Source organism: Pseudarthrobacter sp. B907 (genome assembly GCF_040137805.1).
In the GTDB taxonomy this organism is placed as follows: Bacteria; Actinomycetota; Actinomycetes; order Actinomycetales; family Micrococcaceae; genus Arthrobacter.
Map to the genome: position 1 here is coordinate 95,185 of NZ_JBEEQE010000010.1, position 17,754 is coordinate 112,938.

At 69.3% G+C, this 17,754-nt stretch carries 16 protein-coding genes and 2 pseudogenes; 12 read left to right on the plus strand and 6 right to left on the minus strand.

The window, feature by feature from the left end; genetic code table 11:
- Positions 1-72 precede the first annotated feature (72 nt).
- Positions 73-759, minus strand: a complete 687-nt coding sequence (locus ABLI39_RS10650) for a uracil-DNA glycosylase (protein ID WP_349413392.1) — start codon at positions 757-759, stop codon at positions 73-75.
- 99 nt (positions 760-858) lie between these two features.
- Between ABLI39_RS10650 and ABLI39_RS10655 the strand changes: the two genes are divergently transcribed.
- The 4 genes from ABLI39_RS10655 (at position 859) to ABLI39_RS10670 (ending at position 3,588) form a co-directional block, all read left to right on the plus strand.
- Positions 859-1,023 carry a hypothetical protein gene (locus tag ABLI39_RS10655; protein ID WP_349413393.1) on the plus strand — a complete coding sequence of 55 codons (165 nt, stop codon included), beginning with the start codon at positions 859-861 and terminating at the stop codon, positions 1,021-1,023.
- 48 nt (positions 1,024-1,071) lie between these two features.
- Positions 1,072-1,872, plus strand: a complete 801-nt coding sequence (locus ABLI39_RS10660) for a hydroxypyruvate isomerase family protein (RefSeq protein ID WP_349413394.1) — start codon at positions 1,072-1,074, stop codon at positions 1,870-1,872.
- Positions 1,873-1,988: 116 nt separating this feature from the next.
- The gene (gene bcp / locus ABLI39_RS10665; RefSeq protein ID WP_349413395.1) at positions 1,989-2,468 is read left to right on the plus strand and encodes a thioredoxin-dependent thiol peroxidase; all 480 of its coding nucleotides are present in this window, start codon (positions 1,989-1,991) and stop codon (positions 2,466-2,468) included.
- Positions 2,469-2,640: 172 nt separating this feature from the next.
- A complete protein-coding gene (locus ABLI39_RS10670; RefSeq protein ID WP_349413396.1) occupies positions 2,641-3,588 on the plus strand; it encodes a hypothetical protein in 948 nt (315 codons plus the stop codon).
- 107 nt (positions 3,589-3,695) lie between these two features.
- Here the strand turns inward: ABLI39_RS10670 and ABLI39_RS10675 are convergent, their stop codons facing one another.
- Positions 3,696-4,544, minus strand: coding sequence for a class I SAM-dependent methyltransferase (locus ABLI39_RS10675; protein WP_349413397.1), 849 nt, complete (start codon positions 4,542-4,544; stop codon positions 3,696-3,698).
- A gap of 195 nt (positions 4,545-4,739) precedes the next feature.
- Between ABLI39_RS10675 and ABLI39_RS10680 the strand changes: the two genes are divergently transcribed.
- From ABLI39_RS10680 to purM, 3 genes are all read left to right on the plus strand, one after another.
- On the plus strand, positions 4,740-5,066 hold the full coding sequence (locus ABLI39_RS10680; protein WP_349413398.1) for a hypothetical protein: 327 nt from the start codon (positions 4,740-4,742) through the stop codon (positions 5,064-5,066).
- Between the two features lie 77 nt (positions 5,067-5,143).
- Positions 5,144-6,856 (plus strand): amidophosphoribosyltransferase, encoded by a 1,713-nt coding sequence (purF, locus tag ABLI39_RS10685; protein WP_349413399.1) that lies wholly within the window; start codon positions 5,144-5,146, stop codon positions 6,854-6,856.
- A complete protein-coding gene (purM, locus tag ABLI39_RS10690) occupies positions 6,853-8,022 on the plus strand; it encodes a phosphoribosylformylglycinamidine cyclo-ligase (RefSeq protein ID WP_349413400.1) in 1,170 nt (389 codons plus the stop codon). The genes purF and purM overlap by 4 nt, the downstream gene beginning before the upstream one ends.
- Before the next feature lie 63 nt (positions 8,023-8,085).
- Here purM and ABLI39_RS10695 read toward each other — a convergent pair whose 3' ends face one another.
- Together ABLI39_RS10695 and ABLI39_RS10700 are read right to left on the minus strand one after the other, a co-directional pair.
- Complete coding sequence (locus ABLI39_RS10695) at positions 8,086-8,865, minus strand: VOC family protein (RefSeq protein WP_349413401.1); 780 nt, start codon at positions 8,863-8,865, stop codon at positions 8,086-8,088.
- A 194-nt stretch (positions 8,866-9,059) separates the two neighbouring features.
- A complete protein-coding gene (locus tag ABLI39_RS10700) occupies positions 9,060-9,293 on the minus strand; it encodes a DUF3073 domain-containing protein (RefSeq protein WP_082492711.1) in 234 nt (77 codons plus the stop codon).
- 316 nt (positions 9,294-9,609) lie between these two features.
- Here ABLI39_RS10700 and ABLI39_RS10705 point away from each other — a divergent pair, with 316 nt between their 5' ends.
- Positions 9,610-10,464, plus strand: coding sequence for a septum formation family protein (locus tag ABLI39_RS10705; RefSeq protein ID WP_349413402.1), 855 nt, complete (start codon positions 9,610-9,612; stop codon positions 10,462-10,464).
- A 43-nt stretch (positions 10,465-10,507) separates the two neighbouring features.
- A complete protein-coding gene (locus ABLI39_RS10710) occupies positions 10,508-10,867 on the plus strand; it encodes a VOC family protein (protein WP_349413403.1) in 360 nt (119 codons plus the stop codon).
- A 78-nt stretch (positions 10,868-10,945) separates the two neighbouring features.
- Here ABLI39_RS10710 and ABLI39_RS17445 read toward each other — a convergent pair.
- Both ABLI39_RS17445 and ABLI39_RS17450 read right to left on the minus strand, forming a co-directional pair.
- Positions 10,946-11,941, minus strand: a pseudogene (locus ABLI39_RS17445) (AAA family ATPase); the annotation flags it as partial.
- An 84-nt stretch (positions 11,942-12,025) separates the two neighbouring features.
- A pseudogene (locus ABLI39_RS17450) lies at positions 12,026-13,717 on the minus strand (ATP-dependent Clp protease ATP-binding subunit); the annotation flags it as partial.
- A 670-nt stretch (positions 13,718-14,387) separates the two neighbouring features.
- Between ABLI39_RS17450 and ABLI39_RS10720 the strand changes: the two are divergent.
- The 3 genes from ABLI39_RS10720 (at position 14,388) to ABLI39_RS10730 (ending at position 17,742) form a co-directional block, all read left to right on the plus strand.
- The gene (locus tag ABLI39_RS10720; RefSeq protein ID WP_349413405.1) at positions 14,388-15,446 is read left to right on the plus strand and encodes a LacI family DNA-binding transcriptional regulator; all 1,059 of its coding nucleotides are present in this window, start codon (positions 14,388-14,390) and stop codon (positions 15,444-15,446) included.
- Positions 15,447-15,566: 120 nt separating this feature from the next.
- Positions 15,567-16,886, plus strand: a complete 1,320-nt coding sequence (locus tag ABLI39_RS10725; RefSeq protein ID WP_349413406.1) for an MFS transporter — start codon at positions 15,567-15,569, stop codon at positions 16,884-16,886.
- Positions 16,887-16,977: 91 nt separating this feature from the next.
- A complete protein-coding gene (locus ABLI39_RS10730) occupies positions 16,978-17,742 on the plus strand; it encodes an SDR family oxidoreductase (protein ID WP_349413407.1) in 765 nt (254 codons plus the stop codon).
- The last annotated feature ends 12 nt before the right edge of the window (positions 17,743-17,754 follow it).

The window sequence follows — 17,754 nt, forward strand, 5'->3', positions numbered from 1 at the left end:
GTTCGCTAAGTTAGCCACACCGGCTATGGAAAAGCTATGAACCAGCTGTCACCAAGCCAGCACGATCAAAAGCTAGGCGTTGCCGTCCCCGCCGCCGCCCGCGATCAGTTCCTCCAGCCCCCGCTTGAAGCCGGACCGGCCGCCGTGGGCGGGATGCCTGATTTTCGGTGCCTCGACGCCATTCCGGTGCAGGCTGCGGTGTGCAACATTTCCCACGGGCACCACGGTCTCGATCGCGAAAATCCCGGCCAGCTCCTGCCAAAACCTGCTCCCCAGCGCAGCTTCGGCGGCCGTCGGGGTTCGGTTGGAAAGCGGCCTGCCCGGCACATGGGTATGCCAGGGGCACGCGCTCCAGAGCAGCGGCAGGAAATCCAGCTCCGCCAGCACCTCCCACATCACCGTCGCCGTCGGCTCCGCCGCAACACCGCGCGCTTCCGGCGGCAGCACGTATCCCTTTCCGGGCCCGAACAGGCCGAACCCGTTGGCCGGTCCCTCGAGGATGGTGCGGCTGGTGAACGGAACGCCCGTGATCCTCATGCCCCGGAAGCCCGGGGCTTCCCCCACCAGCAGCACCTTCGGGCAGCGCTCCCGCATTTCCCGCAGGTAGCTCGCCGGGTTCCGCCGGCGAAGTGCGTTCGCGGGCACGGTGTCATCGAAGAAGTTGGCGCAGCCGGGCCCGGTTTCCACCGACGCCAGCCGGTCCACAAACCCATCGATCTCGGACGCCCGGCCAGGTTGGCCCGGGATGCTGTGTTCCACCCTCCGACTATAGGCCTCCGGCTCTGTTACAGGCTCTGTCACGGTTGGGGCCGCTTGACCGCACGCCGCACCCGCGGCAGGACTTGCTAGCCTGAGCCTGTGAACTACCAGTCCCTGTGGATCGGAATGCTCGTTGGCGCCGCCCTTGGCTTTTCCATTGGCGTGGCCACCGTTGACAAGCCCTTTACCGGGCTGCTGATCGGCCTTGGCATCGGGGCGCTGGTGGGCCTGGCCGCCCGGAAGGACCCCCGGAAGCGCCGCTAGCCCTTCCCGGACCCGCCCGGACCAGAACGACTCCAGAAAGAGCGCACCGTGACGTTTTCCGTGAACTGCTCCATCCTGTTGACCGAGCTGCCGCTGCTCGAGCGTCCCGCCGCGGCGAAGGCTGCGGGGTTCGACGCCGTCGAGTTCTGGTGGCCGTTCGCAAGCTCCGTCCCCGGGGACGCGGAGCTCGGCCGCTTCGAGCGGGCGATCACGGACGCCGGCGTCCGGCTTACCGGCCTGAACTTCGACGCCGGCGACATGCCTGCCGGCGACCGCGGCCTCGTGTCCTGGATCGGCCGCACCTCCGAGTTCCGGGACAACATCGACGTCGTGGCCGGCATCGGCGCGCGGCTCGGCTGCACGTCGTTCAACGCCCTGTACGGCAACCGGCAGGACGGGCACACCCCGGAGGCGCAGGACGAACTGGCGGTCCAGAACCTCGCAGCCGCCGCCGGCGCGGTGGCTCGGATCGGCGGAACCGTGCTGCTCGAACCGCTCAGCGGCGCGCCCCGCTACCCGCTCCTCACCGCCAACGACGCCCTGAGCGTCATCGCCCGGGTGGCGCAGGAAAGCGGTGTGGAGAACATCAAGGTGCTCGCAGACTTCTACCACCTGGCGGTCAACGGCGACGACGTCGAAGCTGTCATCGAGAGGCACGCCCCGGACTTCGGCCACGTCCAGATCGCCGACGCCCCCGGCCGCGGGGCGCCCGGGACCGGGGACCTGCCGCTGGAGCGCTGGATCACCCGCAGCCACGAGCTCGGTTATGAAGGGTACGTTGGCCTCGAGTACAAGGCCCCGGCGGCAACCGCCTTCGACTGGGCCCTCCGCCAGCGCACCGCCCGCTGAGTCGGCGCTGAGTCGGCGTCGTCGAACCCGCTCCTGAGCCGCCGGAATACCGGTTCCGCCTCTAGTGTTGTGCACCACAGACCAATTTCCCACCGCCCTCCCAGCGAAGGACTCCCATGAGCCAGAACGTCACCGTCAAGCTGCAGCCCGGAACCCCGGCCCCCGACTTCACCCTGCCCGACGCCGAGGGCAAGCCGGTGTCCCTGGCCGACTACCGCGGGAAGAACGTCATTGTGTACTTCTACCCGCAGGCCGCCACCCCGGGCTGCACCACCGAGGCCTGCGACTTCCGCGACAGCCTCTCCTCCCTGCAGGGCTCGGGCTATGAGGTGCTGGGCATTTCCCCGGACGCCCCCGAGGCCCTGGCCCACTTCACCGGCGACTTCGCGCTGACCTTCCCGCTGCTCGCCGACGAGGACCACGCCGTGGCCCTGGCATACGGTGCCTGGGGCGAAAAGCTGGTCCGCGGCGAGATCACCGAGGGCATTGTCCGCTCCACCGTGGTCCTCGATCCCGAGGGCAAGGTGAAGCTGGCGCAGTACCAGGTCAAGGCCGAGGGCCACGTCGCCGCCCTGAAGGACGAGCTCGGCGTCTAAGGGGCCGCCCGCGCCGGTTCCGGGAATCCGCTGCGGATCCGGACGGCTGCGCCCCGGGCCCGGCGTGCGCCTGCCCGAAAGCGCAGCTCAAACCCGCCACCGCAGCAGAAGTTGTCCACATCCGGCGTCGGCCCCGTTGCCGGTGCACCTCCTGCGGAACCAGCATCGGGGCATGGACCTCCCCCGCCTCATCGTCAGCAGCGACTCGGCACGGCTCGGCCGGGACTCCCGTGAACTGGGCCGCCGGGCGGCCTCCGGCGAACTGCGCCGCATCCGGCAGGGCGTCTACGTTCCCGCCGCGGCGTGGGATGCGCTGGCCGGCTGGGACCGCTACCCGCTCCTGATCCAGGCGGCGGCGTCGACGCTGCAAAGCAGGACGGTGTTCTGCCGACAGTCCTCCGCTGCACTGTGGGACGTGCCCCTGCTGGGCCCGGCAACGCTGGTGCACGCCTGCACGTCCGACGACGGCGGCGGGCGTTCGCGGGCGGGCGTCCGACGTCACTTCGCCGACCCGGCCTCGCTGCAGGTCGAGGAGCGCCGGGGGCTGCTGGTCACGACCCGGATCCGGACGGTACTGGACCTGGCCGCCTTCGAGTCCTTCGAACAGGCCACGGCCGCGCTCGACCATGTGCTGAAGCCGCAGCCCGGGCTGCCAGCCTTGAGCAAGGAGGAGCTCGACGCCGGCATCGGCGCCAGCTACACCGCGGCCGCGGCGCGCAGAATCCGGGCTGCGATCGCCTTCGCAGACCCGGCGTCGGGATCTCCCGGCGAATCGGCGAGCAGGGCACTGATGCACCGGCTGGGCTTCAAGCCCCCGGAACTGCAGGCCGAGATCCGCGATGCCCGCGGTCTGGCTGGTTACTCCGACTTTGAGTGGCCTGAAGAGCGCCTCTGCGGGGAATTCGACGGCCTGGTCAAGTACCGCAAGGCGGAATACCTCCAGGGCCGGACGCCGTCGGAGGCGGTCATCGACGAGAAGCGCCGCGAGGACCGGATCCGGTCCACCGGGCGGCGGGTGATCCGCTGGACCTGGGCGGAGATCGCCGGGCCGGCCAGGTTCGCGGCCTTCCTCACGGCCGAGGGGGTCCCGCGGCAGATCCGCCCGGCCTGCCGGACTTAATTCCGCGCCGGATCCAGGAATCCGCTGCGGAATCGGACAGGCGCGGCCCGGATCCGGGGCGCATCCGTCCGAAACCGGCGCGGAAACCGAGCCGCACGCGGAAACCCCTAGGCCCGGATGCCGGTCACGATCGTCGCGGTCGACCGTAGCCGAAGTGATCCCCCGTGCTCGTAGCGGCCCAGCATCTGAAACACGTCCGACCGGATCAGCGACCGCACCTCCTCATCCGCCTGCGCCAGGCCCGTCGCCACGGTGGTCGCAATGTCGGTCATGAACTCCCAGTAGCTCTCCGGCGAATCGTGCACCAGGTCGGTGCTGACCGTCCGCTCCGCCACTGCCAGCAGACCGGCGTCCCGGAACAGCCGGGTCATCAGGCCGGGCGCGGAACAGCGGAACAGGCCCGGAATGTCCGCGGGCGGGCGCGGCAGCTCCGTGTGCTGCGCGAGCGTGCCCAGAATGAGGCTGGCCCACGGGTTGGCGGCGGCCCTGCCCCAGACCGCGGCGCTGATCCGTGCGCCGGGTTTGGCCGTCCGCACCATCTCCCGCAGCGCGGCCCGCACCTCGGGAAAGAACATAAAACCGAACCGGCACAGCACGACGTCGAACGTACCGTCCTCGAACGGCAGCTCCGCGGCCTCGCAGACCCTGAAGCTCACGTTGGGCAGGGCACGGGCGGCGGCCTTCTCCTCGGCCACGTGCAGCATGCCGGCCGAGATGTCCGTCAGCGCCACCTCGCCGTGCGGCACCAGCGCGGCGGCAGAGAGCCCGGGTTCACCGGAGCCGGCCGCGACGTCGAGCACACGGGAGTCCGGGTCCAGCCTGGCGTCCCGGATCACGGCGTCGCCGAAGGGGCCGTGCCAGTCCAGCAGTTCCGCGTCCCATTTCTTCCAGCCCGCCGCGAACTGGTCCCAGATAATGCGCTGCCGGTCACGGATCTTGTCCGCTGCAACTGCCATGGTGCGTCCTTAAAAAGTCCGGACCGCACCCTCCCCCACCACATAGTGTGCCCCGCCGCCCACGTTCCCGCTAGGGTTCCGGATTTCCGCCACGGGATCGGACGGCTGCACCGCGGATCCGCGTGGCGGCTGTCCGGAATCGGGGCGAAAACGCCGGCGGAGAAGCGGCGCCCGCGGGGCAGTAGGCTTAATGCCATGGCTCCTGAAGACACCCCCGCTGCGCCCGAACGCCGCTCCGTCACCGTCCGCCGCGCCCCGAGGTACGTCCCGTTCCTGATCCTGGGCGGGCTGCTGGGCGTTGTGGTGGCCGCCGTCGTCGCCTACGCCCTGCCCGGCGACGAGGGCTACGACGCCAACTCCGTCTTCGGCTTCTTCCTGACCTTCTGCGCTGCGGGCGGCGCGATCCTGGGCGCCGCCGTCGCCTTGGTGCTGGACCGGCTGAGCGTCCGCCGCACCGAGCACGCCGTCGTCGAGTCCGTTCCGGATTCGGTGCCGGACACCGACGACGAGGACCGCGCCTGAGCGGTCGCCCATCGGCCCGGCAGGTCACAAACCGGCGGCCGGAAAAGTCCTAGCGCACAACGTGAGATAATCGACCAGTGGCACGCGGCGATGGAAAACTTTCTCATGATCTTCTCTCTGGCGAAAAAGGCCCGCAGGACGCTTGTGGCGTCTTCGGGGTCTGGGCTCCCGGCGAAGAGGTAGCAAAACTCACCTATTACGGGCTGTACGCGCTGCAGCACCGTGGCCAGGAGTCGGCTGGTATAGCCACCAGCGACGGCAAGCGGATCAACGTCTACAAGGACATGGGCCTCGTGTCCCAGGTCTTCGACGAGACCACGCTGAACACCCTGACCGGGCACCTGGCCGTCGGCCACTGCCGCTACTCCACCACCGGAGCGAGCCACTGGGCCAACGCCCAGCCCACCCTCGGCGCCACCGCCACCGGCACCGTCGCCCTGGCGCACAACGGCAACCTCACCAACACCGCCGAGCTCAAGGCCATGATCATGGACCGCAACGGCGGCCAGCTGACCGGTGAGATGAAGCAGGGCAACACCTCGGACACCGCCCTGGTCACCGCCCTGCTGGAGGGCGAGGAGGGCAAGTCCCTCGAACAGACTTCCCTGGAGCTGCTGCCCAAGATCAAGGGCGGCTTCTGCTTCGTCTATATGGACGAAGGCACCCTCTACGCCGCCCGCGACACCTACGGCATCCGCCCGCTGGTCCTGGGCCGGCTGGAACGCGGCTGGGTGGTCGCCTCCGAACAGTCCGCCCTCGCCACGGTCGGCGCGAGCTTCATCCGGGAAATCGAACCCGGCGAGTTCATCGCCATCGACGAACAGGGCGTCCGCTCCCAGCGCTTCGCCGAGCCGACGCCGGCCGGCTGCGTCTTCGAGTACGTCTACCTCGCCCGCCCGGACGCCGCGATCGCCGGCCGCTCGGTCTACGAATCCCGCGTGGAAATGGGCCGCCAACTGGCCCGCGAGAACACCCAGGAAGCGGACATCGTCATCCCGGTGCCGGAATCCGGCACCCCCGCGGCTGTGGGCTACGCCGAGGAATCCGGCATCCCGTTCGCGCACGGCTTCGTCAAGAACGCCTACGTGGGCCGCACCTTCATCCAGCCGTCCCAGACGCTGCGCCAGCTCGGCATCCGGCTCAAGCTCAACGCCCTGGAATCCGTGATCCGCGGCAAGCGCGTGGTGGTGGTGGACGACTCGATCGTCCGCGGCAACACCCAGCGCGCCATCGTCCGGATGCTCCGCGAGGCCGGCGCCGCCGCCGTGCACATCAAGATCTCCTCCCCGCCGGTCAAGTGGCCCTGCTTCTACGGCATCGACTTCGCTTCCCGCGCCGAACTGATCGCCAACGGCGCCACGATCGACGAGATCTCCCAGGCCATCGGCGCGGACTCGCTCGCGTACATCTCCGAGGACGGCATGATCGGCGCCACCCGGCAGCCCCGCGAACGCCTCTGCACCGCCTGCTTCACCGGGCAGTACCCGATTGAGCTTCCGGGTGCGGACAAGCTGGGCAAGAACCTGCTGGAGCGCACCGATCTGGGCGGCCTGCCCGCCAAGTCCGACGCCGGAACCCCGGCTGGCACGCCGGCAGCCGGGATCTCCGCGGCCGATGCCGCCGCCAACGCCGCGTCCGACGCCGCCATCCCGGCCGACCAGGATCCGGCCGAGAAGGCCGGCGCCACCGGTTGCGATCCGGGACCCGACGCCGAATTCGAACAACTGCTCACGGACGCCGACCGCGTACCCGCCGACAAGCAAGATGCCGACAAGAAAGAGCCAGTATGACTTCCGCCTCCCCGGCCGCTGACATGAACTCCGCCCAGAACACCGGCATCACCTACGCCTCCGCCGGGGTCGACGTCGAAGCGGGCGACCGCGCCGTCGAACTCATGAAGGACGCCGTTAAGGCGACCCACAACTCCTCGGTGATCGGCGGCGTGGGCGGGTTCGCCGGGCTGTACGACGTCTCGAAGCTGTTGACCTACAAGCGACCGCTGCTGGCCACGTCCACCGACGGCGTGGGCACCAAGGTGGCCATCGCGCAGGCCATGGACATCCACGACACCATCGGCTTCGACCTGGTGGGCATGGTGGTGGACGACATCGTGGTGGTGGGCGCCGAACCGCTGTACATGACCGACTACATCGCCTGCGGCAAGGTGGTCCCGGAACGGATCGCCGACATCGTGCGGGGCATCGCGGCCGCCTGCTCGGTCGCCGGTACCGCCCTGGTGGGCGGCGAGACCGCCGAGCACCCGGGCCTGCTCGGTGAGCACGAGTACGACGTCGCCGGCGCCGCCACCGGCGTGGTCGAGGCCGATTCCCTGCTGGGCCCGGAGCGCGTCCGCTCCGGCGACGTCGTGATCGGCATGGCCTCCTCCGGCCTGCACTCCAACGGCTACTCTCTGGTCCGCCGCGTGGTCAACCACGCCGGCTGGGCCCTGGACCGGCACGTCTCCGAATTCGAGCGCACCCTGGGCGAGGAGCTCCTGGAGCCCACCCGCGTGTACGCCGCCGACTGCCTGGACCTGGCCCGCACCTTCCCGGTCAACGGCTCCGCCTCAGGCCAGGCCGTGCACGGCTTCAGCCACGTCACCGGCGGCGGGCTGGCCGCCAACCTGGCCCGCGTGCTGCCGCAGGGCCTGCTGGCCACCGTGGACCGCGCCACCTGGGAACTGCCGGCGATCTTCAAGCTGGTCTCCGAGCTGGGCAACGTCCCGCTGGCCGACCTCGAACGCACCCTCAACGTGGGTGTCGGCATGGTCGCGATCGTCTCCCCGGAAGCCGCCGACGCCGCGGTGAACCACCTGAACGCCCGCGGCCTGCCGTCCTGGATCATGGGCACGGTCGGGGAAAACTCCGACTCGGTCCTCAAGTCCGGCCCGGATTACGTCCAGGGCGCCAAGGGCGTCGACGGCGGCGCCGTCCGGATGGTCAACGCCTACGCCTAGACCCCACCGGCTCCCAGCCTTCGCAAGCTCAGGCCGGGGCCCTCGCCGGCGTGGGGCCACCCCTTAAACCTCCAGGACGCTGAAGACGCCGCCCTGCGGATCCGCCAGGGTGGCGATGGTGCCGGCCTCGTCACCGGACTCCGGCCCGACCAGCACCACGCCGCCCGCCGCCCGGGCCGCCGCCACGGCATCGGCCACGCTTGCGACGCCGAAATACACCTGCCAGCCCGGCTCCAGGTTCCGTTCGGCCGCCGGGACGGTGGCGATCCCGGCCACCTCGGCGCCGTCCACCATCAAAGTTGTGTAGCTTCCGCCGTCGTCCTGCGGGTATTCGGTCACCTCATGGCCCAGCAGCTGCTGGAAGAACCCGACGGCGGCCTGCGGCTCGGGCGTGAGCAGTTCCACCCATGCCAGGGCCCCCGGCTCCTCGGTGCGGGCCGTGCCAAAGTGGCTGCCGGCCTGCCACGCCCCGGTGGTCCCTCCGCCGGGCGGGGTGAAGAAGACCATCACGCCTGTGCCCTCCACGGCCTCGGGGCCAAACTCCAGGGTCCCGCCGCCGTGGGGCAGATCAGCGGCGAGCCCGGCGGCGTCGTCGACGGCGAAGTAGACGTTCCACTGCCCCGGCGCTGCGGCCTGCTGCTGGCGGGGGTTCTGCGGCGCGATCACCGTCACCAGCTCCTCGCCCAGGAACGCCCTGGCGTAGCTGCGGCCGTCAGGAGTGGGCAGGTCCTCGTACCTCCAGCCGAAGAGGGCGGCGTAGAAGTCCTTGGCCGCCGCCACATCCGACGTCTGGAGGTCGGTCCAGCAGACCTCCCCTTCGGTGAAACCCGATCGAATGGCCATGAACAGTCCCTCCGGAAGCACGCCGGACGCTCCGGCACACCCAAGGTAGCCCGCGGCGCAGGCCCCAGCAAGCAACGGCGGGGAGGGCCGGACGCAAGAAACCCGCCGGGCACGCCCCGGGCGGGGTGTGGCCGGCGGGCCTGAAAACATGGCCGGATCCCCTGCCTGCGGGGGATCCCGGAATGAAGTGGCGACTAACCTATCCGACGGGAATCTACCTCGTCGTCGTCCTCTTCCACATCGTCCGCGTACTTATCGACATAAGCCGAATAGTCCGGCTCAACGGGCTCACTCGAGAAACGACTCGGTGCACGACCCTCGGAGCTCTTCAGCTCACGCTGAAGCGCAGAGTAGTCAGTGTTCGGGGAATAGTACTTAATATCCCGAGCCTGCTTAGTAGCTTTTGCCTTTTGACGGCCGCGCCCCATGGCGTGACCCCCTTTTGTACTCGGACCGGAGGTGGTCACCATTTGGCGATCGGTGAGGCCCCGGAATGTTTGGTCAATTTGTCGTACACCTAGATTACATGCTTTCGGCCGGTACTGCTCGCCGCCCCGGCCGCTGTGGACGGCGTCACGGTGCAAGCTGCGCGTCGCACCGCGCCCGCCGGGCCCCGCTCCGGACCCCGGCCTGCATGCGGGCCCGCGCGCTTCTTCGATAGAGTCTCTTGATGGGCTCCCGGCGACGGGGCCCCGAGCCGGACATCCAGCCCCGGCGCAACGCATGGAAGAGGTGATTTCCCGAGTGACCGAGAGGCCTGAGAGCAGCGAGAACGCCAGGCTCGGCGATGCAGGAATGCCTGACGTTCCGCACCCCGACGACGCCGGGCACCGCCCGGCAACGACCCCGCCGGCGCGGCTTCCCTCTTCCGTCCATATCCCGCCGCGGCCTTCCGCACCGCCGACGTCGGCCCTGCCGCAGGTCCGCCCGAGGCCGCAGGTCCGCCCGAACCGCAAACCGGCCTCCGGCGCCGCCCAGTTCGGCAAGCTCCTTTCGGCCCGGACGGCGCAACTGCGGGCCTCGAAGCCGGGAGCCGGGGCCCAAGAGCTGGGCCGCACCCTGTGGGCCCACGCCCAGCGGCTGGGCTTGGCCAAGGTGGGCGCCACCCTCGCCGCCGTTGTGGTGCTCGGCCTGGTGATCTGGTGGCTGACCGCCCTCGGCGCCGCCAAGCAGCAGCCTGCGGCCGGCACCTCCCCCGCACCGGCAGGGTCCGCGTCGTCGGCTTCTCCCGCGCCCCGCGGCGCGCTGCCGCTGGAAGGCGTCAACCCGATGGACTTCCGCCTCGGCGACTGCTTCAAGGACTTCGACCCGAATGCCGCGGCGTCCACGGTGGTCGCCTGCGACACGGGACATTCTGCGCAGCTGGTGGCGATCGAGTCGTACGCAGCCTCGGACGCCTACCCGGGCCGCGACCCGCTGAAGCAAAAGGCGCTCGACGCCTGCAAGTCAGCCCTGCTGACCGACAAGTCCAGCGACTACCTGCTCAGCTACAAGCTGGCCTACCCGAGTTCCTCCAGCTGGGGCACCGGGGACCGGCGGGTGGACTGCTACGTCGCCGTGGACACCGGCAACGTCATCAAGGAATCCCTGCTGCCGTAGTTTTTCCGGTGCGCTCCGCCGGAATTGGTCCTAGAGTGTCGCCATGGCTATCGCACGCTTCCCGGTCGTTGTACTGGACTGCCCTGATCCCAAGTCCCTTGCCGAGTTTTACGGCACGCTGCTCGATTGGAAAATGGAGCAGGACGACGACGGCTGGTGCTCCATCCGCGCCGACTACGGCGATTCGCTGAGCTTCCAGAGGGTCGAGTCCTACACGCCGCCGCAGTGGCCCGGCCAGGACGTCCCGCAGCAGATGCACCTCGACTTCGTCGTTGACGACCTCGATGCCGCCGAGGCCGCGGCGCTTGAGCTGGGCGCGAGGAAGCACGGGCATCAGCCCGGCACAACCTTCCGGGTCTTCCTGGACCCGGCCGGCCATCCGTTCTGCCTCTGCCTCGACTGACCAGCAGCCCGCCTAAAAGCAGCCCAGAACAAGGGCCGCCAGCCGCACAACGCGGGTGGCGGCCCTTCGCAGGGGTGCCTACTCCTTGCGGCGCACCGAGAGTCCGCTGCCGGTGGAGGCGCCGCCGTCGGGCCGCGAGGACACGTCCGGGCCGCCCATGGTGAGCTCCATCAGGTCCGGGGCGGTGTCCACCAGCACGGTGTCGCCGTCGGCGATGTCGCCGGCCAGGATGGCCTTGGCCAGCCGGTCGCCGATCTCCCGCTGGACGAGGCGGCGCAGCGGCCGGGCGCCGTAGGCGGGGTCGTAGCCGGTGACGGCCAGCCAGGCGCGGGCGCCCTCGGTGACTTCCAGGTTGAGCCGACGGCCCTTGAGCCGTTCGCCGAGCTCCTTGACCTGCAGTTCCACGATCTCGGCCAGCTCCTCCACGCTCAGCGGGTCGAACAGCACCACCTCGTCGAGCCGGTTCAGGAACTCGGGCTTGAACGAGGCGTGCACTGTGGCCATCACGGCCTCCCGCTTGGCGGCGGCGTCGAGGTTCGGGTCCACGAGGAACTGGCTGCCCAGGTTGGAGGTCAGGACCAGGATCACGTTGCGGAAGTCCACGGTGCGGCCCTGGCCGTCGGTGAGCCGGCCGTCGTCGAGCACCTGCAGCAGGATGTCAAAGACCTCCGGGTGCGCCTTCTCCACCTCGTCCAGCAGCAGCACGGAGTACGGACGACGTCGGACGGCCTCGGTCAGCTGGCCGCCTTCCTCGTAGCCCACGTAGCCCGGAGGCGCGCCGACCAGGCGGGCCACGGAGTGCTTCTCCGAGTACTCGGACATGTCGATCCGGACCATGGCGCGTTCGTCGTCGAAGAGGAAGTCGGCGAGCGACTTGGCGAGTTCGGTCTTGCCGACGCCGGTGGGCCCCAGGAACAGGAAGGACCCGGTGGGCCGGTTGGGGTCGCTGATGCCGGCGCGGGCGCGGCGCACGGCGTCGGAGACCGCGGTGACGGCCGTGGACTGGCCGATCAGCCGCTCGCCGAGGACGTGCTCCATCTGGAGGAGCTTCTGGCTCTCGCCCTGCAGCATGCGCNCGTCGGAGACCGCGGTGACGGCCGTGGACTGGCCGATCAGCCGCTCGCCGAGGACGTGCTCCATCTGGAGGAGCTTCTGGCTCTCGCCCTGCAGCATGCGCCCGGCGGGGATGCCGGTCCAGGCGGAGATCACCTCGGCGATGTCGTCCGCGGTGACCTCGTCCGCCACCATCAGGTCCTGCTTGGCGCCGCCGCCGGCCACCCGGGCGGATTCCGCCTCGGCGGCCGCGTTCAGTTCGCGCTCCAGGGCGGGGATCTCGCCGTACAGCACGCGCGACGCGGTTTCCAGGTCGCCCTCGCGCTGGGCCTTGTCCGCGGCGGACCGCAGCTCGTCCAGCTTGGCCTTGAGGTCGCCGACGTGGTTCAGGCCGGCCTTTTCCGCCTCCCAGCGGGCGTTGAGCCCGGCCAGTTCCTCTTTCTTGTCGGCCATGTCGGCGCGAAGGGCGGCGAGCCGTTCCACCGAGGCGGCGTCGGTCTCGCCCGCCAGCGCGAGTTCCTCCATGGTGAGCCGGTCCACCTGGCGCCGCAGCTGGTCGATTTCCTCCGGCGCGGAGTCGATCTCCATGCGGAGGCGGGAGGCGGCTTCGTCCACGAGGTCGATCGCCTTGTCGGGCAGCTGCCGGCCGGTGATGTACCGGTTGGACAGCGACGCGGCGGCGACGAGGGCGGAGTCGGCGATGGCCACCTTGTGGTGCGCCTCGTAGCGCTCCTTGAGCCCGCGCAGGATGCCGATGGTGTCGTCCACGCTGGGCTCGCCGACAAAGACCTGCTGGAAGCGGCGTTCCAGAGCCGGGTCCTTCTCGATGTTCTCGCGGTACTCGTCCAGGGTGGTGGCGCCGATCAGCCGAAGCTCGCCGCGGGCCAGCATGGGTTTGAGCATGTTGCCGGCGTCCATGGAGCTGTCGCCGGTGGCGCCGGCGCCCACCACGGTGTGGATCTCATCGATGAAGGTGACAATCTGGCCCTCGGAGCTCTTGATTTCCTCGAGCACGGCCTTGAGCCGCTCCTCGAATTCGCCGCGGTACTTGGCGCCGGCCACCATCGAGGCGAGGTCCAGGGCGATCAGGGTTTTGCCGCGCAGGCTCTCCGGGACGTCGCCGGCCACGATCCGCTGGGCCAGGCCCTCGACGACGGCGGTCTTGCCCACGCCGGGCTCGCCGATGATCACCGGGTTGTTCTTGGTGCGGCGGCTCAGGACCTGGATGATCCGGCGGATTTCGGCGTCGCGCCCGATCACCGGGTCCAGCTTGCCCGAGCGTGCGATCGCGGTCAGGTCGGTGCCGAACTTCTCCAGTGCCTGGAAGGTGTTCTCGGGGTCCGCATTATCCACCTTGCGGTCGCCGCGGACCCCCGGCAGGGCCGCGAGGAGCGCTTCGTGGGAGGCGCCGGCGTCACGCAGCAGCCGGGCGACGTCGTCGTTGCCGGACGCGAGACCCAGCAGCAGGTGCTCGGTGGAGACGAAGGAGTCGCCGAGGCGCTCGGCCTCGTTCTGGGCGTTCTTGATGGCGTTCATCGCCGAGCGGGAGAGCTGGGCCTGCTGCACCGAACTGCCGGAGGTGGAGGGCAGCGCCTTGATCGCGGAGCTCGCCTGGACGCTGACGGCATCCGGATCGGTACCGGTGGCGCGCAGGAGCGCGACGGCGACCCCCTCGCGCTGGTCCATCAGCGCCTTGAGCAGGTGTGCCGGTTCCAGCTGCGGGTTGCCGGCCGTCGAGGCGTTCATGGCGGCTGCCGAAAGAGCCTCCTGGCTCTTGGTGGTGAATTTGGCGTCCAAAGAGAGCTCCTTCCGGGATAAAACTGGCGTCAAAGTTGAGTCTAACCCGCTCAACTTTGGATTCGGCCCCTTTTGCTCCATGTTTGCCCACGGCGAAACTGCTGTCTAGGGCCGGAGTCCTCGCGGGGAGCGGCCCGCGCTTACGGACATGCCCATCCTTTGCGCAGGGCGTTGGGCATGCCCGACTCCCACGCTTCGCCACTACGGACATGCCCATCCTTCATGCGCAGCATTGGACATGCCCGCTGGGAGCCCCTCCGGCTAACGGGCATGCCCATCCTTCGAGCCGACGAGTGGACATAACCCGAATATGTCCACTGGGCGAGCCTGAGGATGGGCATGCCCATCGGAGCCATGGCCGGAATTCGGCCACACGCCGCACTGAGCTGACCGATCCAGGCCGCGACCAACCCGAACCCGCGGAGCCGCGACCAACCCGAACCCGCGCCCGCCCCTGCCGGCGGCCCGCCAAACCCCGAACCCGCGCCCATGCCTGCCGGCCCCCCACACCCGAACCCAAGCCCGCGGCCGCGGGATGGGCATGTCCATCGGCCCAGGCACCGCAAGCCTGCGCCCCACCACCACATCACTTAACGTTGCTTAACGCTGCGCGGGCTGCCTACTGTAACTGAGGTCACAGCAGGAAAAGCCGACGCGAAGGAGGGTCAGAATGCAGGAGCAAGCCACCACCGTTGCCGCCGACGGCCCTGTTGCCACAGTTTCCGCGGCGGCCGTGGCCCGCGCGGCGGGAGTCTCCTCCGCGGCCGTGTCCTACGTCCTCAACGGCAAAGGCGGCGTCTCCCCGGAGACCCGGCGCCACATCATCCACGTGGCGAACGAACTGGGCTTCAGGCCCCGTAAGTCCTCCCAGTCCACCGACCTGCAGCGCACCCGCGTGATCGGCCTGATCCTGCCGAACATCATCAACCCGATGTTCCCGCGCTGGGCCCAGGGCATCATTTCGGCGGCAGCAGACTCCGGCTACGAGGTCTTCGTCGCCACCACCCAGGACGACCCGGAAATCCTTGCCCAGGTCACCGCCACGCTGGCGAACCGCAACGTGGACGGCGTCATCCTCGCCGCCTCGCTCCGGGACGACGCCCGCGCCCTCCGCACCCTGAGGGCCGCCCGGATCCCCTACGTCTGCCTGTCCCGCCGGGCCGACTTCCTCGACTCCGACTTCGTGGGGATCGACGACGACGCCGCGGCCACGCTGCTGATGCAGCACATGCTCGGCCACGGCTACACCGAGATTGCCACGGTGATCGGCCCCCGCTTCTCCACTGCCTCGCTGGCCCGGGAACAGGCCTTCGTGCGGACGGCGGCCGCCGCCGGCGTCGTAATCAGCGGGGACCGCAAGATCAGCACCCGGGTCAACAACGAGGGCGGCCGGCTGGCTGCGGAACGCCTCTTCGCTTCGGGGACACCGCCGCAGGCAGTGGTCTGCGGCAGCGATGAGCTCGCCATCGGCGTCATGGAGTACGCCCTGGCGCGCGGCCTGCGGATCCCGGAGGACGTGGCCGTGGCCGGCTGCGACGGCCTGCCGCACAGCCGCTCCCGGTTGATCAACCTGACCAGCATTGTCCAGCCGCAGCAGGAAATGGCCCACGAGGCCTTTGCCATGCTGCTCAAACGCATCGAGACCGCGTCCGGCAGCTACACCTCCCGGGTGTGCCGGCACCGCCTCCATATCGGCCGCACCTGCGGCTGTTCCCCCGCCGTTCCCTGACACCCCGCACCACCCGAAACACCACCACCAAACGCACCCACTGCGTCAAGGGCTTCCGCCGTGCTGCCCGCTGTCCACCCTGACCATCAATCCTGACCACCAATTCAAGGACGAAGACCCATGTCAGTTGTATCCGCACCAACGAAGATGCGCACACCGCAGGAAATTAACGGCGTGATCCTCCGCCGAGTCATGCCGCTCCTGATCGGCGCCTACATCATGGCGTTCCTGGACCGCACCAATATCGGTATGGCCAAGGACCGCCTGCAGATCGACCTCGGCATTTCCGCCACCGCCTTCGGCATCGGCGCCGGCCTGTTCTTCCTGACGTACGCCCTCTCCGAAATCCCGTCGAACCTGATCCTGCACAAGGTCGGCGCCCGCTTCTGGATCATGCGGATCATGATCACGTGGGGCCTCATTTCCGCGGGCATGGCCTTCGTCCAGGGCGAGTGGTCCTTCTACATCATGCGGATGCTGCTGGGCGTCGCCGAGGCCGGCCTCTTCCCCGGCGTGATGTACTTCCTCACCCAGTGGTTTGTGGTCAAAGACCGCGCCAAGGCCAACGGCATGTTCCTGCTGGGCGTCTCGATCGCCAACATCGTCGGCGCCCCGCTGGGCGGCCTGCTGCTGACCCTGGACGGCGTGGCCGGACTGCACGGCTGGCAGTGGATGTTCCTGGTCGAAGGCCTTCCCGCCTGCATCCTCGCCTACGTCGTCTGGAAGAAGCTCCCGGACCGGCCCAGCCAGGCCAAGTTCCTCAGCCCCGAGGAAGCCGCCGACCTTGAAGCCCGGATCGCAGCCGAAGAGCAGGCGGGCGCCGAGGCCTCCGGCAACCACCGCCTGCGCGACGCGCTCAAGGACAAGCAGATCCTCCTGGTGGTGGGCGTCTACTTCACCCACCAGATCGCCGTCTACGCCCTGTCCTACTTCCTGCCCTCGATCATCGGCACCTACGGCAAGCTCAACCCGCTCCAGATCGGCCTGCTGACCTCCATCCCGTGGATCTTCTCCGCGGCCGGGGCGCTGCTGGTGCCCCGCTTCGCCACCGACGGAAGGCGCTCCCGGCTCCTGGTCACCGGCACCATGATCGGCATCGTCGCGGGCTTCGCGCTCGGCGCAGTCGGCGGCCCGGTGCTCGGCATGATCGGCTTCTGCCTCGCCGCGTTCAACTTCTTCGCCCTGCAGCCGATCCTCTTCACCTACCCGGCCACCCGCCTCAGCGGAGCCTCCCTGGCCGGCGGCATCGCCCTGGTCAACACCATAGGCCTGCTGGGCGGCTTCCTCGGCCCGTACGTCATGGGCTTTATGCAGGACGCCACCGGCTCCAAGCTCGCCGGACTGTGGTTCATCGTAGGTATGTGCATCATCGGCGCGCTGCTGTCCCTGATGCTCAAGCGCGGCACCGAGAAGCCCGACGCCGTCCCCGCCGCCCACTAAGGCCCCACCCAACGCACCACCGTTGCGGCTCCGCCGGCGCCCTGGCGCCGGCGGAGCGGACCCCCGAACCACCACTGCAAGGACTACCCCCATGGATTTCACCGCAAAGCGCGTCCTCGTCACCGCCGGCGCCAACGGCATCGGCCTGGCCATCGCCCAGAAGTTCCAGGAACTTGGCGCCGCCGTGTTCGTCACCGACATTGACGCCGACGCCGTCGAGAAGGCACGCGTGAACGGCCTCGCGGCCGCGGTCAGCGACGTCTCCGACGAGGCCCAGGTCCGTGAGCTCATGGCCACGGTGGCCGAGGAACTGGGCGGCCTGGACGTGCTGGTCAACAACGCCGGGATCGCCGGGCCCACCGGTCCGCTCGAAACACTCGACGCCGCCGCCTGGAAGGCCACCTTCGACGTCAACATCCACGGCCAGTTCTACTGCATCAAACACGCCCTTCCCCTGCTCCGGCAGGGCACCGGCGCCTCGATCGTGAGCCTCTCCTCCGCGGCCGGCCGGCTCGGCATGGCCGGACGCAGCGCCTACTCGGCGTCCAAGTGGGCCGTCGTCGGCCTGACCAAGACCCTCGCGATCGAGCTGGGTCCGGACCGGATCCGGGTCAACGCGATCTGCCCCGGCGCCGTCAACGGCCCCCGGATCGACGCCGTCATCGCCGCCAAGGCGCAGATGCTGGACCTCCCGGCGGAGCAGGTCTCCGAGCTTTACCACAACCAGTCCTCCCTGGGCCGGCTGATCGAGGCCGAGGACATCGCGAACATGGCCGCCTTCGCCGCGAGCGACCTGGCCCGCAACGTCAACGGCCAGGCCCTCGCCGTCGACGGCAACACCGAAAAGCTTTACTGAGCCCCGAAGGAG